The following is a 15533-nucleotide window of genomic DNA, read 5'->3' as shown; positions in this document are numbered from 1 at the left end:
CGGTCGTAATATCGCTCGGGCTTCCACTCGATCAGCACATTGCCGATGTCGAAAATCACCGCCTCGATTGTCATCTGAAATCTCACTTGCCCTGAATGCATGCGGACCGGAGGTCCTGCGTCGGACTGAACCAAGAGCAGGCCGGATGATCAACCCGAAACATCCGCCCCAACCCGTGAAACGAAAAACCCCGGCTGCGCAGGGCAGCCGGGGTTCGATCTGTTACAAGAGCGAGGTCGCTCAGAGGCCGGTCGACACGTCGATCGTGTTGCCCTCTTCGAGGGTCACATAGGCCTTTTTCACGTCTTTCCGCTTGCCCAGCTGGCCGCGGAACCGCTTGACCTTGCCCTTGGTGATGGTGGTGTTGACCGCCTTCACCTTGACACCGAACAGCGATTCAACCGCTTCCTTGATCTGCGGCTTGTTGCTGTCCATCGACACTTCGAACACCACGGCGCCGTTTTCGGATGCCATGGTCGATTTCTCGGTGATGATCGGCTTGCGGATCACGTCGTAATGTTGTGCTTTCGCGCTCATTTCAGACGAGCCTCCAGTGCTTCGACAGCCGCTTTGGTGAGCACCAGGGTGTCACGCTTGAGGATGTCATAGACGTTTGCGCCCATCGACGGCAGGATATCCAGACCTTCGATGTTGCGCGCGGCGCGGGCGAACCCTTCGTTGACCGCGGCGCCGTCGATGACCAGCGCGCGCTTCCAGCCCAGGTTTGCAACCTGCTTGGCCAGAGCTGCGGTCTTGCCTTCGGCATCGGCGTTCTCGATCACGACCAGCTCACCTGCCTTGGCCTTGGCCGACAGCGCGTGGCGAAGACCCAGCTTGCGGAACTTCTTGGTCAGGTCGTGGCCGTGCGACCGCGGGGTCGGACCCTTGTAGACGCCACCGTGACGGAAGGTCGGCGATTTGCGCGAGCCATGGCGTGCGCCACCGGTGCCCTTCTGGCGGTAGATCTTCTTGGTCGAGTAGCTGACTTCCGACTTGGTCAGAACCTTGTGGGTGCCGGCCTGCGCATTGTTGCGCTGCCAACGGACCACGCGGTGCAGGATGTCCGCACGCGGTTCCAGCCCGAACAGGGCCTCGTCCAGGTCGATGTCACCGGCCTTGGAGCCGTCGAGTTTGATCACATCGAGTTTCATGCTTCACCCCCTTCGGCGGGCGCTTCGGCAACAGGTGCTTCGGTTGCGGCCGATTTCACAGCAGCCGGGAAGGGCAGGCCTTCCGGTGCTTTCTTCTTGACGGCATCCTTGACGGTGACCCAGCCGGACTTCGGACCGGGCACGGCGCCCTTGATGAAGACCAGACCACGCTCGGCGTCGGTTTTCACGACTTCGAGGTTCTGGGTGGTGACACGGGCAGCACCCATGTGACCGGCCATCTTCTTGCCCTTGAACACGCGGCCCGGGTCCTGACACTGACCGGTAGAGCCGTGCGAACGGTGGCTGATCGACACGCCGTGCGAGGCGCGCAGACCACCGAAGTTGTGGCGCTTCATGGCACCGGCGAAACCCTTACCGATCGAGGTCCCCGACACGTCGACCTTCTGGCCGGTCAGGAAATGCTCGGCCGAGATCTCGGCGCCAACTTCGATCAGCGCGTCTTCGGACACGCGGAACTCGGCCAGCTTGCGCTTGGGCTCGACCTTCTGTGCGGCGAAATGGCCGCGCATGGCCTTGGACACGCGCTTGATCTTGGGAGTGCCTGCACCCAGCTGAACGGCGGTATAGCCATCCTTCTCGGTGGTGCGCTGGGCGACGACCTGCAGGTTGTCCAGCTGAAGAACGGTCACAGGGATCTGCTTGCCGTCTTCCATGAACAGCCGGGTCATGCCGACTTTCTTTGCGATAATACCGGAACGCATTTTCTACCCTCCGATCTTACGACTGCAGCTTGATCTCGACGTCCACGCCGGCGGCGAGGTCGAGCTTCATCAGCGCGTCCACCGTCTGCGGGGTCGGATCAACGATATCCAGGAGCCGCTTGTGGGTGCGGATCTCGAACTGGTCACGGCTTTTCTTGTCGACGTGAGGGCCACGGAGAACCGTGAACTTCTCGATCTTGTTCGGCAGCGGGATCGGGCCGCGCACTTGCGCGCCGGTCCGCTTGGCAGTGTTGACGATCTCTTGCGTGCTGGCGTCCAGAACGCGATAGTCAAATGCCTTCAGCCGGATACGGATATTTTGGCTTTGCATTGTCATGCCTTTTTGTCAGGCGTTGGGGTTGAGAGGAGGATCCGCGCGCATCGCAAACCCTCGTCGAACCCAAACGGCGGGAATCACCCCGCCGCCAAATTCTCATCGAGAACCCGCGCGCTATACTAGGGGTCGGGATGGCTGACAAGGGGTTTTGGCCCCCGGCGGCGGGATGCGGACGCTTTTCCCCCAAATACCACCCGCCAAGGGGATTGCCGGCCGGATATCAGCCCTGTGCATCCCTTTGCGCCGCGCGAATCTCGCGCTCCAGCGCGTCCAGAAACCGCGCGCGGTCGGCTTTGGAAAAGGGTTTGCCGCCACCGCCCGCGCCCAGCGGGTTGGCGGCGCGCAGGTCGGCCATCAGGTCGCGCATCGCCAGTTGCTGGCCGATATTCGCGGGGGTGAAGGCCTCGCCGTTGTGACGCAGCACCCGGGCGCCCGCCTCGACGCATTTGGCGGCCAGCGGGATATCCGAGGTGATCACCACATCGCCGCGCCCGGCGCGCTCGGCGATCCACATGTCGGCCACGTCCGGCCCGTCGGGCACGATCACGGTTTCGACCAGCGGATTTTGCGATGGGCGTAGCCCCCCGTTCGACACCACGGCCATGCGCAGCCGGTGCCGGGTGGCAACCCGCTCGGCCTCGGCCTTCACCGGACAGGCATCGGCATCGATATAAAGCGTTGTCATTTCTCTTTGGCCGAGGGTTTCTTGTCGGCGGTCTCGGCTTTGCCGTTCTTGCGCCTTACCTTGAACTCCTCGGGGATCGGCATCCGGTTGAACGCATCCAGACCGGCGGTGCGATAGGCCTCGGCCAGAGTCGGATAGTTGAACGTGTTCTGCACGAAATAGTCCACCGTGCCTTTCAGGTTCATCACAGCCTGGCCGATATGGATCAGCTCGGTCGCGCCCTCGCCCACGATCTGCACCCCCAGCACGCGACGGGTCTTGAGGCTCAGCAGCATCTTCAGCATACCATGTTCCAGCCCCATGATATGCCCGCGCGAGGTCTCGCGGAATCGCGCCACGCCCACCTCGTAGGGGATGCCGCGTTCCTGCAACTCTTCCTCTGACATGCCGCAGGTGGACATCTCGGGCACCGAATAGATGCCATAGGGGAACCAGGGGCTTTCCGGCAGGGTCGGCGTTTCCAGCGCATGACAGGCCGCGACCCGCCCCTGCTGCATCGAAGTCGAGGCAAGCGAAGGATGCCCGATCACATCGCCGGTGGCATAGATATGGGGTACCGACGTCTGATAGGTCTTGCGATCCACCGTGATCCGGTTGCGGTGATCGGTTTCCAGCCCCACCGCATCCAGGTTCAGGGCCGAGGTCGCGCCCATCCGACCAGCGGCGAACAGCAGCATCTCGGCCCGGATATGGCGGCCATTGGCCAGGCTGATCTCGATATGGCTGCCAGTATCCTCGATCTTCTCCACCGCAGAACCCAACCGCAGATCGACACCGTTCTCGCGGATCTGATGGGTGAATTCCTGGATCAGGGTGCGGTCGATGAAGTCGAGAAAGGTCTCGCGCGGTTCGATCAGCGTCACCCGCACATCCAGCGCCGAGAACATGCTGGCATATTCGACCCCGATCACCCCGGCGCCGATCACGGCCAGCGAACGCGGGATCCGCTCCATCTCCAGAAAGTCGTCGCCATCGACCACCGTCTTGCCGTTGAAAGGGACGTAATCGGGGCGATAGGTCTTGGTTCCGGTGGCGATCAGGAACTTGGCGGCGGTCAGGCGCGTGGTATCGCCCGCCTCGGTCGCGACCTCGATCTCGTGCGGGCCGACAAAGCGGGCCAGCCCGTTCAGCGTGTCGATATGGTTGCGGTTGAACTGGTGCTCCAGCACGTCGACCTCGTAATCGAGCGTCATGTGCAGCCGCGCCTTGAGATCCTCGGCGCTGATCCGGTCCTTGACCCGGTAGGAGCGCCCGTAAAAGCTGCGCTCGCGCCAGCCTGACAGGTTCAGCACCGTTTCGCGCAGCGTCTTGGACGGGATGGTGCCGGTATGGACCGAGACACCGCCCAGCCGGTCCTTGCGGTCGATCACCAGCACCCGGCGTTTCAGTTTGCCCGCCTGGATCGCGGCGGCGCGCCCCGAGGGGCCGGAACCGATGATGATCAGGTCATAGTCGAACGTGCCCATGCCGCCGCTCAATCGCGATAAAGCGCTTCGGCATGGAACGACACGTGGTCTTCCATGAAACTGGAGACAAAGAAATAGGAATGGTCATACCCCGGTTGCAGCCGCACCGTGGCCTGCTGGCGGCGCTCGGCGATGGCGGCGGCCAGCGCCTCGGGGCGAAGCAGGTCGATGAACTGGTCACTGGTGCCGGTGTCGATCAGGATCGGACCGTCAAAGCCCGCCTGTTTCATCATCAGCGATGCGTCATGCTTGGCCCAGGCCGCCTCGTCCGTGCCCAGATAAGCGGTCAGCTGCTTGCGGCCCCAATCGCTGCCCGTCGGGTTCGAAATCGGCGCGAAGGCCGAGACCGAGCGATAGCGGCCCGGCAGGTTCATCGCCAGCGTCAGCGCCCCGTGCCCGCCCATGGAATGACCGGTGATCGCCTGCCGGGCGGGGTCGATGGCGAAATGTTCGGTCAGCAGCGCGGGCAGTTCCTCGGCCACGTAATCCCACATGCGGAAATGCGGCGCCCAAGGCTCTTGCGTCGCGTTCACATAGAAGCCCGCTCCCTGACCCAGATCGTAATCCTCGTGATCCGCAACACCTTCGCCGCGCGGCGAGGTATCGGGAAAAACAAGAGCGATTCCCTGCTCGGCGGCCCATCCCTGCGCACCCGCCTTGACCATGGCGTTTTCATGGGTGCAGGTCAGGCCGGACAGGTACCACAGCACGGGTACCGGGCCGTCCTTGGCCTCGGCCGGCAGGAACAGGCCAAAGGTCATGTCACAGCCGGTGGCAGTCGAGGCATGGCGATAGACCCCCTGAACTCCCCCGAAACAGGCGTTTTCCGAGACGGCTTCGATCATGACACGGTCCTTTCCCTCTGGTTTCACGCAATGGCTAGCGGTCTGGGGCTCAGAGGTAAAGCATGCTGGCCGATCCGCCCCGTCTTTTTGCGGCACTCGGCGGTGTCGCAGCGGCCCGCTTGACTTGTTCCGGACCTGCGCCTTTGATCGCGATCAACCGCAGGAGGCGACATGCAAAACCAATTCGACAAGGAACTTCAGGATCGGCTCGTCCGCTATGCCGCCATCGACAGCCAGAGCGACGAGACCGCGACCACCTCGCCTAGCACCGCCTGCCAGTTCGACATGCTGCACCTGCTGCGCGACGAGTTGACCGAGATGGGCGCGCAGGATGTGGAACTGACCGAGTACGGCGTCGTTTTGGCGACGATTCCGGGCACCGCACCGGGGCCGACCGTTGGGTTCCTTGCCCATGTGGACACCGCGCCGCAGTTCAACGCCAGCGGGGTCAAGCCGCGCGTGATCAGCGGCTATAACGGCGGCGACATCACCTTTCCCGACGATCCCGCTTTGGTGCTGTCGCCCGCCGAACACCCCTATCTGGCGGAAAAGATCGGTCATGACCTGATCACCGCCTCGGGCACCACACTGCTGGGCGCCGATGACAAGGCGGGCGTGGCCATCATCATGACCATGGCGCGGCATCTGCTGAACAACCCCGATATCGCGCGCGGTCCGATCCGCGTGGCCTTTACCCCCGATGAGGAAATCGGTCACGGGGTGAGCGAGCGCCTGCCCGGCGATCTGCGTGCCGATTTCGCCTATACGCTGGATGGCGGGCAAGTGGGCGAGATCGAGTATGAGAGCTTCTCTGCCGACCGCGCGGTGGTGACGGTGACGGGCGTGTCGATCCATCCCGGCTGGGCCAAGGAGAAGATGGTCAATGCGATCCACCTTGCCTCGAAGATTGTACAAACCCTGCCACAGGCAACGATGACCCCCGAAACCACCGACGGGCGCGACGGCTTCATCCACGCCACCGATATGGAGGGCGGCTCGTCGGAAATGGTGATCAAGTTCATCCTGCGCGATTTCGAGCGGGACGGGCTGGCCGCCAAGGGAGAGCTGCTGCGCCAGGTCTGCGCTGCCGTGCAGGCGGGCGAGCCGCGCGCGACAATCAAATGCAAGATCTATCCGCAATACCGCAATATGCGCTATTGGCTGGAAAAGGACATGACACCCGTCGAGCTGGCCCGCGCGGCGGCCGATGCCGAAGGGGTCGCGCCGATCTCGGTCCCGATCCGGGGCGGCACCGACGGCTCTCGCCTGACCGAAATGGGGGTGCCGACACCCAATGTCTTTACCGGCATGCAATGTATCCACGGACCGCTGGAATGGATTTCGGTGCAGGACATGGCAACCGCTACCCGCACCTGTCTCAGGCTGGCGCAGATGGCGGCAAAGGGCTGAGGGGTGGTCATGGCAAGCGAACTTGAAACCGAACGTGACAAGTTCGCAGCCCGCCACCCGGAAGCGCGCCATGTCGTCCATGGCCGCGACTGGGGGGTGATCCGGCTAGGACAACGCGGCCCCGCGCTGGTGCTGATCCCCGGCACGCTGGGCCGGGCCGATATCTTCTGGCAACAGATCGCGGCGCTGTCGGAGGAGGCGCAGATCCTCGCGGTCAGCTATCCGGCGTCGGGCGGGATCGCCGATTGGGCGGCGGATCTGGCGCAAATGATCGCGGACGCTGGAATGCGGGGCGCGACCGTGCTCGGCTCGTCGTTGGGCGGCTATCTGGCGCAGTATCTGACTGCCACGGAACCTGCGCTGTGCGGCGGGCTGGTGGCGGCCAACACGCTGGCTTCGGCCCGGGGGATTGACCAGGTGCCGCCCTATGCGCTGGACCTTGCCACCACGCCAATCGACGATCTGCGCGCGGGGTTCGAGGCCGGGTTGAGCACTTGGCAGGCACCCGACCACCCCTATCGCGATCTGGTGCACCTCTTGCTACAAGAGGTGCGCGGACGCATCCCCGAAGGTGAATTGCGCGCGCGATTGCAGGCGCTGAAAACCGCGCCGGAGTTGCCCGCGCAAAGCCTGCCCCGCGACCGCATCTTTACGGTTCAAAGCGATGACGACCACCTGATCGCCCCACCAATGCGCGAGGGCCTGCGCGCCGCGCTGGACCCTGTTCGCGCATACAGGTTCCGGGCGGCCAGCCACTTTCCCTATGTCACCCGTCCCGACGCCTATACCGCATTGCTGCGCGAGGTGCTGGATCTGCCGGCTGGCCAAACGATCTGGCCTGCCGGAGAGGAAAGTCTGTCATGAAGATCTTTACCGCCGAAGAAATCCGCAAGCACCTGTCGATGCGCGACGCCATCGAGGTTGTGGAAAAGACGATGATCCGGGTCTCCGAGGGGCAGGCCAACCTGCCGCTGCGCACGGTGATGGATATCGACGGCACCAACCGGCTGGGCGTGATGCCCGGCGCGCTGAGCGACCCGACGATCTATGGCATCAAGGTGCTGAGCCTCTTTCCCGGCAACCCCGCTAAGGGGCTCAGCTCGCATATCGGTACGGTGTTGCTGTTCGATGCCGAGACCGGGCAGCCCCGCGCGGCACTGGATGCCGATGCGATCACCGCGATCCGCACCGCCGCAGCAACCGCTGTGGCAACCCGGGCTCTGGCCCGACCCGATGCGCAGGTTTTGGCACTGGTCGGTACCGGAGAACAGGCTGAAAGCCATGTCGAGGCACTGACGCAGGTGCGCGAGATTGACGAGATCCGGGTTGCCGGGCGCAACCCGGAGCGTGCCGCCGCATTTGTCCGGCGCATGGCCGATCATTTTCCCGGCATCACGTTCTCCGCCGCCATCGATGCCGAACAGGCGGTCAACGGGGCCGATATCGTCTGCACGCTGACCTCATCGCCCTCGGTTGTGCTGCACGGCGACTGGATCGGGCCGGGCACGCATGTGAACGCGGTCGGCGCCTCGATCCCTTCGATGCAGGAAATCGACGAGGCGCTGCTGCTGAAATCCGAGCTGTTCGTCGACTACCGCCCTTCGGCCTTTGACCAGGCGCGCGAGATCATCTCGGCGCTGGAAACGGGCGCGATGACCGAGACGCATGTCAGGGGCGAGATCGGAGAAGTGCTCTCGGGCAAGGTTCCGGGGCGCTCGGGCACCAATGCGATCACGCTCTACCGCTCACTTGGCATCGCCGCGCAGGATCTGGCCTGCGCCGATCATGTTTGCCGCGCCATCGGCTAGCAGACGCCCATCTGGCCGCGACATAGCCGGTATTCGCAGCATTCACGCCGTCAGGCATGGACAAATGCGCCTCTCTTCGTTAGATGGCCCAATCTTTGCGCCGGGGTGAGTCCCGCGCCCTATTGGACATTCCCCTGATGACTTCCCCCCTTCTCGATGCCCTCGCCGAGCGCGGCTTCGAAACGCTGACCGATGTACAACAGGCGGTCACCGACCCCGCGTTGGCCAGCGCCGACCTGCTTGTCTCGGCCCGGACCGGATCGGGCAAGACCGTGGGCTTTGGCCTGGCCATCGCCCCCACCCTGCTGGGTGAGGCCGAAACACTGGGCCCGCCTGCAGCACCGCTGGCGCTGGTCGTGGCCCCCACCCGCGAACTGGCCTTGCAGGTCAGCCGCGAGCTGACATGGCTCTTTGCCAAGACCGGCGGGCGCATCGCCACCTGTATCGGCGGCATGGATGCCCGCACCGAGCGCCGGGCGCTGGAACGCGGCGCCCATATCGTCGTCGGCACGCCGGGGCGCCTGCGCGACCACATCACGCGCGGCGCGCTTGATCTGGCCGATATCCGCGCCGTGGTGCTGGACGAGGCCGACGAGATGCTTGACCTCGGCTTTCGCGAGGACTTGGAATTCATGCTGGGTGAGGCGCCCGAAGACCGCCGCACCCTGCTGTTCTCGGCAACGGTCTCTCCCGCTATCGCGGAACTGGCCAAGACCTATCAGCGCCAGGCTGCGCGCATTTCGACCCTGGGCGGCGAACGCCAGCATGCCGATATCTCTTATCAGGCGGTGCAGGTTTCGGGTGGCGACGGTGAACACGCCATCATAAACCTGCTCAGGTTCCACGATGCGCCCACCGCCATAGTCTTTGCCAATACCCGTGCCGCCGTGGCGCGACTGACCGCACGTCTGGCCAACCGTGGCTTTGCCGTGGTCAGCCTGTCGGGAGAGCTGAGCCAGGACGAGCGCAGCCATGCGCTGCAGGCCATGCGCGACGGACGGGCCCGCGTCTGCGTTGCCACCGATGTGGCCGCGCGCGGCATCGACCTGCCCAACCTCGACCTGGTGATCCATGCCGATCTGCCGACCAACACCGAAGGGCTCTTGCACCGGTCGGGCCGCACCGGACGCGCCGGGCGCAAGGGGATCTCTGCGCTGATCGTGCCGGACAAGATTTCCAAAAAAGCGTCGCGCCTGCTGAAATGGGCCAAGATCGAGGCCGAATGGACCCAGGCCCCCACGCCCGAGGACATTCTAGCCAAGGACGAGGCGCGGCTCCTCTCCGATCCGCTCTGGACCGATCCGGTCGAGGACGAGGAAACCCGCATCGCCGCCGGCCTGATGGAACAATTCACGCCCGAACAGATCGCGGTGGCCTGTCTGCGTCTATACCGTGCCGGGTTGACCGCGCCCGAGGAACTGAACCAGCCTCCCGCGCGCGGCGCTCCGTCGGCTGCGGCAAGTTTCGGCCCCTCGCGCTGGATCTCGCTCTCGGTCGGACGCGAACAGCGGGCCGAACCGCGCTGGCTGCTGCCGCTGCTGTGCCGGGCCGGCAATCTGGAGAAAAGCCAGATCGGCAAGATCACCATGCAGGCGCAGGAAACCCATGTGGAACTGGCCGAAGCGGCGGTTCAGGGGTTCCTTGACCAAATCGGCCCGTCCGGTGTCGTCGAAGGGGAAATCACCGCGCGACTGCTCGATAGCCCTCCCGCCGACACTCCGCGCGCGCGGGCGCCCAAGAAGAGCCGAGACCGTGATTTCGAGCGGCCTGCTCCAAGAACACCGCGCGCGCCCAGAACGGAAACCGCATCTGAAGCTTCGCATGATGTCCGGGCCCAAGACCGGACGGAAGCGAAAAATCCAGCCTCCGAACCTGCGGCCCCCCGGAGCAAGCCAAAGCCGGATAGCAGGACCAGGGACAAGGGCGCGAGGCCTGCAAGGGCCGTGACATCCAAGCCATCGAAACCGGCGCACGCTCGACAAAAGCCGGCGGAAAAGACGGATCAAGCGCCCAAGCGTTCGTCCAAATTCAGCAGCCCCAAAGCGTTCCGCCCAGCGCGAACTGACGATGCGAAACCGCGCCAATCAGAGAGCAGTCAGGGTGAAAAACGCTATCGTGCAGATGCGCCCAAGGGCGGCAAACCCTTTCGTTCGGACAAGCCGCAGGGCGGTGGAGACAGACCCAATCGCTCGGACAAACCGCAGGGCGGCGTAAAGCCTTACCGGTCTGACAGATCGGATCCCGGCAAGTCGTTTCGCGCTAAGAAAACCGAAACAGGAAAGCCTGCCCGCCAAGGTAAACCGTTTGCACGTCCAGCGGGAAAGCCGTTGAACAAGGGTGGTGACGCACCGCCGCGCCGCAAGAAATGACGACAGCACCCGCCGACGACAGTCGGCGGGTGATCAGAGCTCTATGTCGGGAAGGCTGTCAAACGCCGATTTCAGGGCCGTACCCCAACCCGAGGAAATAGCCTGGAAATAAGGGTCGTCGGCGTCGATACGGCGGGACAGACCACGCAGGCAGCTGCCTTCCTCGTAGAGTTGCAGGTCCAGCGGCAGACCCACCGAAAGGTTGGCCTTTATGGTCGAATCGAAACTTACCAGCAGCAGCTTGACCGCCGCCTCGAAACTCATGTCCGGCTCGTAGGCGCGCACCAGGATCGGGCGACCATACTTGGTCTCGCCGATCTGGAAATAGGGCGTGTCCTCGCCCGCTTCGATGAAATTCCCCTCGGGGTAGATCAGGAACAGGCGCGGCGGGCTACCTGCAATCTGCCCCCCTACGATCAGGGTCGCGTTGAAGGCCGCATCCGCCCGCTGCCCCTCTTCCGAATTCGAGGCAATCACCTCACGCAGGGTCTGACCGACCAGTTGCGCCACCTGGAACATGGTTGGCACCTCCATGATCGACGGTTTGCGATCGGCGGGTGCTTTGGTGCGTTCCTCTAGGATCGAAATCACCGACTGCGTGGTCGCCAGGTTGCCTGCGGTCAGGACGGTAATGCAGCGCTCGCCCGGGTTCTCGAAGGTGGACATCTTGCGAAAGGTCGAGATGTTGTCGACACCGGCATTGGTGCGCGTGTCTGACATGAAGAGAAGCCCGCGTTCGAGCCGCATCCCTACGCAATATGTCATCGCATGCCTTTACTGCTGCTGGACCTGAACCTGCACCGAAAGCGCCTCGCCTGCGGTGCCGAATCGTGTTCCAGATACCGGAGCAGCCTCGGCATAGTCCAGACCGGTCGCGGCCCTGACATATCGAGTGTCGGGGGAAATGCCGTTCGAGACATCAAAACCGACCCATCCAAGCCCTTCGATCCAGGCCTCGGCCCAGGCGTGGGTTGCTTCCTGGTCGATGCGATCGTTCATCATCAGGTAACCGGACACGTAGCGGGCCGGAACATCCAGATGCCGGCAGCAAGCGATGAAGACATGGGAATGGTCCTGACACACGCCATGCCCGGCATCCAGCGCGTTTTCCGCGCTCCAGTCGACATTGGAACGTCCGGTCTCATAGCTCACCGCCACTCGAATCGCCGACGAAAGACCATGCAGCCAGGCAAGGCTTCCGGGTTGGCCCTCGACACTGCTTGCCAGGCGACGCACCTGCGGCCCGGCACGGGTGACATCGGTCGAACGCAGAAACATCCACATCGGCATGAAACCACCATGCTGGCCGATCACGCCATGGTTATCCTCTACCTCTACCGTCCCTTCGCAGTGCACCGTGATCTCGGTCGTGCCCGCGTCGAAACTGATCAAATCGACCGTATTGTGGTGCTGGTCCTCGAAGCTAAGTTGCTTCTGGCCGCCCTCCACGCGCACCGTCCAGTCAAGAACCGTCTGCCCATGCCCGGTCTTTGGCGTCAAGCGCAGCTGTTGCAGGGCATAGGGCACCGGCTCATCATATGTGTAGTGCGTGGTATGGTTGATCTTGAGTCGCATGGGTCAATTAAAGAACCTGTAATCGATTTCCGTCTGGCCACCGAGGGCGGTTAGCGACTTTAGGAAATCGGTGATGAACTCGTGCAGCCCCATTTCGATGATTTCATCGATGTCACGGGACATGGTGTGATCGGCCAGCTGGTCGCACATCGAATGACAGCGCAGCCGCACGCCGTAGTCGTCCGCCAGATAGCCAAGGTTCGACCGTATCTTGTCGACGCAGAATGCGAGACTGCGTGGCATGCGGCGGTCGAGGATCAGGAACTGGGCGATCTCGCGCGGGCGAGGATCCTGGCCAAAGGTCATGTGAAATCCGCCCTCGGCGGAAACAGACCGCAAGATCGTCTGCCATTGCACGTTGTCCAACGAACTGCCCACCGAAACGACCGAAGGCAGCAGCACATAGTATTTCACGTCAAGGATTCGCGCGGTGTTGTCCGCACGCTCGATGAATGTGCCGATCCTGGCAAAATCGTAGATGTCATTGCGAAGCATCGTGCCGTGCATCGCCCCCCGCACAAAGGCCGAGCGTTGGCGGATCAGGGTCAGAACATCGGGCAGATCACGCTCAGGTACCTTGCGCTTCAGGGCCTCTTTCAACGTCATCCAGTTTTCGTTGACGCTTTCCCAGGCCTCTCGCGTCAATGCGGTCCGCACCGTCTTGCCGTTGTTGCGCGCGGCTTCGGCCATATTGAGCACAGACGAGGGGTTGTCCTTGTCCCGCAGCATCCAGTCTATGGCGCCGTCACGGGTGACCTCCGGGCCATGGGTTTCGACATAACCGGCATATGCGCCGGCCGATTGCAGCACACTGGTCCATTCGTCGTCGACCGAACCGGACCTGGTAAGCGCGATGCGCTGGCCTGCCTCGATCAGGCGCGCGGTATTCTCGGAGCGCTCGAGATAGCGGAACATCCAGAAGAGCCCGCCGGCGGTCTTTCCCAGCATGTTCTAGTCCTCCAGCACCCAGGTATCCTTGGTGCCGCCGCCCTGCGACGAGTTCACCACCAGACTGCCCCGTTTCAGCGCCACACGGGTCAGCCCACCGGGGGTGATATCGACACCCTGCGGCGATACCAGCACGAAGGGGCGCAGATCGACATGGCGCGGCGCCAATCCTGCCTTGGTAAAGATCGGGACAGTCGACAGAGACAAGGTCGGCTGGGCGATATAGTTGCCCGGATTGGCTTTCAGCTTCTTTCGGAACTCGTTCACCTCGCGCTTGGAGGCGGTGGGACCGATCAGCATTCCATAGCCGCCCGACCCGTGCACTTCTTTCACCACCAGCTCGGTCAGGTTGTCCAGCACATAGGCCAGGCTGTCAGGTTCGTTGCAGCGCCACGTCGGCACATTCTTAAGCAGTGCCTTTTCCCCTGTATAGAACTCGACGATATCCGGCATGTATGAATAGATTGCCTTGTCATCGGCGATCCCTGTCCCCGGGGCATTGGCGATGGTTATGCCTCCGGCGCGGTAAACATCCATGATACCAGGTATGCCCAAAGCCGAGTCGGGGCGGAAATTGAGAGGGTCGAGAAAATCGTCATCTACCCGTCGATACAAGACATCAATGGTCTTGTATCCACGGGTCGTGCGCATCGCCACGCGCCCGTCAATCACCCGCAGGTCGTGCCCCTCGACCAGTTCCACACCCATCTTGTCAGCAAGGAAGCTGTGTTCGTAATAGGCCGAGTTGTAGATGCCCGGCGTCAGCACCGCGACGGTGGGCTTTTCCGAGGCGGAGGCGGGCGCACATGCCGAGAGCGATCGGCGCAGTTGCCGGGGATAGTTCTGTACTGCTTGCACCCGGTTCTGCGAAAACAGCTCGGGAAACATGTGCAGCATGGTTTCCCGGTTCTCCAGCATATAGCTGACGCCCGAGGGGGTGCGCGCATTATCCTCAAGCACAAAGAACTCGTCCGGGCCCGTCCGCACCAAGTCTATACCGACGATATGGGTGTACACTCCGCCCGGTGGCGAGACCCCGATCATCTGCGGCAAGAATGCTTCATTGCGCGAGATCATCTCGGCTGGCAAACGGCCCGCCCGCACGATCTCCTGGCGGTGATAAATGTCATGCAGAAAGGCGTTGATCGCGCGGACCCGCTGTTCGATCCCGCGCGCCAGCCGCGACCATTCGCGACCAGAAATGATACGCGGAATGATATCGAAGGGGATCAATCGCTCTGCGGCCTCGGCACGTCCGTATACGTTGAAAGTGATGCCGGTCAGACGGAACAACCGTTCAGCCTCTGCCTGTTTCTTGCGCAGGCGACCCGGATCCTCTTGCTCGAACCAGCCGTTGAAATCGGAATAAGCCTCGCGCAGCGCGCCGTCCCGACCCCACATTTCATCAAAGATCGCGTTTTCCATGCAAGCAAGTCTAGGCAGGTCAAGGGAAAACACAATCTCCGTTTTTCGGTCAATGGCACCGTCATGGGCGTCTGCCCAATAACAGTGCAATCTTACCGGCTCAGGGATCAGAGCCCGAGCACATCGACCATGTCGTATTGGCCGGGGACCTTTCCCTGACCCCACAGCGCGGCCTTGAGCGCGCCGCGCGCGAACACCGCGCGGTCGGTGGCAACGTGGCGCAGCACGATCCGCTCGCCCGGCGCGGCGAACAGCACATCATGTTCGCCCACGATGTCGCCGCCACGAATGGCGTGAAACCCGATATGGCCGCGCTGGCGCGAGCCGGTGATGCCATCGCGGGCGCGGTCGGCCACATCGTCCAGACGCACGCCGCGCCCTTCGGCGGCGGCCTCGCCCAGCATCAGCGCGGTCCCCGAAGGCGCATCGACCTTATGATGGTGATGCGCCTCGATTACCTCGATATCGAAATCCTCGTCCAGCGCGGCGGCCACCTTCTTGGTCAGCTGTACCAGCAGGTTGACGCCAAGGCTCATGTTGCCCGCCCGCACGATCACCGCATGACGCGCCGCCGGTTCCAGCGCCGCGATCTGTTCCGCCGTCATGCCGGTGGTGCCGATCACATGCACGCAACGCGCCTGCGCCGCGAGGGCGGCAAATTCCAGCGTCGCGGCGGGCGCGGTGAAGTCGATCACCGCCTGCGCCTGGGCAAATGCCTCGAGCGGGTCGTCGGTCACCGCAACGCCCAGCGCCTGACCGCCCATCGCCTCGCCCACATCGCGCCCGATCCAG

The 15533-nt window shown here is 63.2% G+C and carries 16 protein-coding genes and 1 pseudogene; 4 read left to right on the top strand and 13 right to left on the bottom strand.

Features of this window, described 5'->3' with window-relative positions:
* From AC2FL1_RS22230 to fghA, 8 genes and pseudogenes are all read right to left on the bottom strand, one after another.
* A pseudogene (locus tag AC2FL1_RS22230) lies at window positions 1-74 on the bottom strand (HAD family phosphatase); the annotation flags it as partial.
* A 166-nt stretch (window positions 75-240) separates the two neighbouring features.
* Window positions 241-537: a 50S ribosomal protein L23 gene (locus AC2FL1_RS22225; protein WP_496829928.1), complete on the bottom strand. Its 297-nt coding sequence runs from the start codon at window positions 535-537 to the stop codon at window positions 241-243.
* A complete protein-coding gene (rplD, locus tag AC2FL1_RS22220; protein ID WP_496829930.1) occupies window positions 534-1151 on the bottom strand; it encodes a 50S ribosomal protein L4 in 618 nt (205 codons plus the stop codon). Before rplD ends, AC2FL1_RS22225 begins: the two co-directional genes overlap by 4 nt.
* Window positions 1148-1873, bottom strand: a complete 726-nt coding sequence (rplC, locus tag AC2FL1_RS22215) for a 50S ribosomal protein L3 (RefSeq protein WP_011049497.1) — start codon at window positions 1871-1873, stop codon at window positions 1148-1150. Before rplC ends, rplD begins: the two co-directional genes overlap by 4 nt.
* Before the next feature lie 16 nt (window positions 1874-1889).
* Window positions 1890-2204 (bottom strand): 30S ribosomal protein S10, encoded by a 315-nt coding sequence (gene rpsJ, locus AC2FL1_RS22210; RefSeq protein ID WP_005621947.1) that lies wholly within the window; start codon window positions 2202-2204, stop codon window positions 1890-1892.
* A gap of 226 nt (window positions 2205-2430) precedes the next feature.
* Complete coding sequence (locus tag AC2FL1_RS22205) at window positions 2431-2895, bottom strand: YaiI/YqxD family protein (RefSeq protein WP_496829932.1); 465 nt, start codon at window positions 2893-2895, stop codon at window positions 2431-2433.
* Window positions 2892-4361: a Si-specific NAD(P)(+) transhydrogenase gene (gene sthA / locus AC2FL1_RS22200; RefSeq protein WP_496878367.1), complete on the bottom strand. Its 1470-nt coding sequence runs from the start codon at window positions 4359-4361 to the stop codon at window positions 2892-2894. The genes AC2FL1_RS22205 and sthA overlap by 4 nt, the downstream gene beginning before the upstream one ends.
* Window positions 4362-4369: 8 nt before the next feature.
* Window positions 4370-5203 (bottom strand): S-formylglutathione hydrolase, encoded by an 834-nt coding sequence (gene fghA / locus AC2FL1_RS22195; protein ID WP_496878368.1) that lies wholly within the window; start codon window positions 5201-5203, stop codon window positions 4370-4372.
* Between the two features lie 174 nt (window positions 5204-5377).
* Between fghA and pepT the strand changes: the two genes are divergently transcribed.
* From pepT to AC2FL1_RS22175, 4 genes are all read left to right on the top strand, one after another.
* Window positions 5378-6616, top strand: coding sequence for a peptidase T (pepT, locus tag AC2FL1_RS22190; RefSeq protein WP_496878366.1), 1239 nt, complete (start codon window positions 5378-5380; stop codon window positions 6614-6616).
* Between the two features lie 9 nt (window positions 6617-6625).
* On the top strand, window positions 6626-7480 hold the full coding sequence (locus tag AC2FL1_RS22185) for an alpha/beta fold hydrolase (RefSeq protein ID WP_496878365.1): 855 nt from the start codon (window positions 6626-6628) through the stop codon (window positions 7478-7480).
* Window positions 7477-8424, top strand: coding sequence for an ornithine cyclodeaminase family protein (locus tag AC2FL1_RS22180; protein WP_496878364.1), 948 nt, complete (start codon window positions 7477-7479; stop codon window positions 8422-8424). Before AC2FL1_RS22185 ends, AC2FL1_RS22180 begins: the two co-directional genes overlap by 4 nt.
* A 137-nt stretch (window positions 8425-8561) precedes the next feature.
* Entirely contained in the window at window positions 8562-10793 is a 2232-nt protein-coding gene (locus AC2FL1_RS22175; protein ID WP_496878363.1) for a DEAD/DEAH box helicase, read from the top strand.
* A gap of 33 nt (window positions 10794-10826) precedes the next feature.
* Here AC2FL1_RS22175 and AC2FL1_RS22170 read toward each other — a convergent pair whose 3' ends face one another.
* From AC2FL1_RS22170 to dapB, 5 genes are all read right to left on the bottom strand, one after another.
* The gene (locus tag AC2FL1_RS22170) at window positions 10827-11558 is read right to left on the bottom strand and encodes a proteasome-type protease (RefSeq protein WP_496878362.1); all 732 of its coding nucleotides are present in this window, start codon (window positions 11556-11558) and stop codon (window positions 10827-10829) included.
* Between the two features lie 9 nt (window positions 11559-11567).
* Window positions 11568-12368, bottom strand: coding sequence for a transglutaminase family protein (locus tag AC2FL1_RS22165; protein WP_496878361.1), 801 nt, complete (start codon window positions 12366-12368; stop codon window positions 11568-11570).
* 3 nt (window positions 12369-12371) lie between these two features.
* Window positions 12372-13316 carry an alpha-E domain-containing protein gene (locus AC2FL1_RS22160; RefSeq protein WP_496878360.1) on the bottom strand — a complete coding sequence of 315 codons (945 nt, stop codon included), beginning with the start codon at window positions 13314-13316 and terminating at the stop codon, window positions 12372-12374.
* A 3-nt stretch (window positions 13317-13319) separates the two neighbouring features.
* Window positions 13320-14741: a circularly permuted type 2 ATP-grasp protein gene (locus tag AC2FL1_RS22155; protein ID WP_496878359.1), complete on the bottom strand. Its 1422-nt coding sequence runs from the start codon at window positions 14739-14741 to the stop codon at window positions 13320-13322.
* A 107-nt stretch (window positions 14742-14848) separates the two neighbouring features.
* Window positions 14849-15533: 4-hydroxy-tetrahydrodipicolinate reductase (dapB, locus tag AC2FL1_RS22150; protein WP_496878358.1), on the bottom strand; the 685-nt coding region annotated here is incomplete at its 5' end.

Source organism: Ruegeria sp. YKSF070, assembly GCF_059612725.1.
The sequence above is the reverse complement of the archived record's forward strand: the minus strand, read 5'-3'. Positions and strand labels throughout refer to the sequence as shown.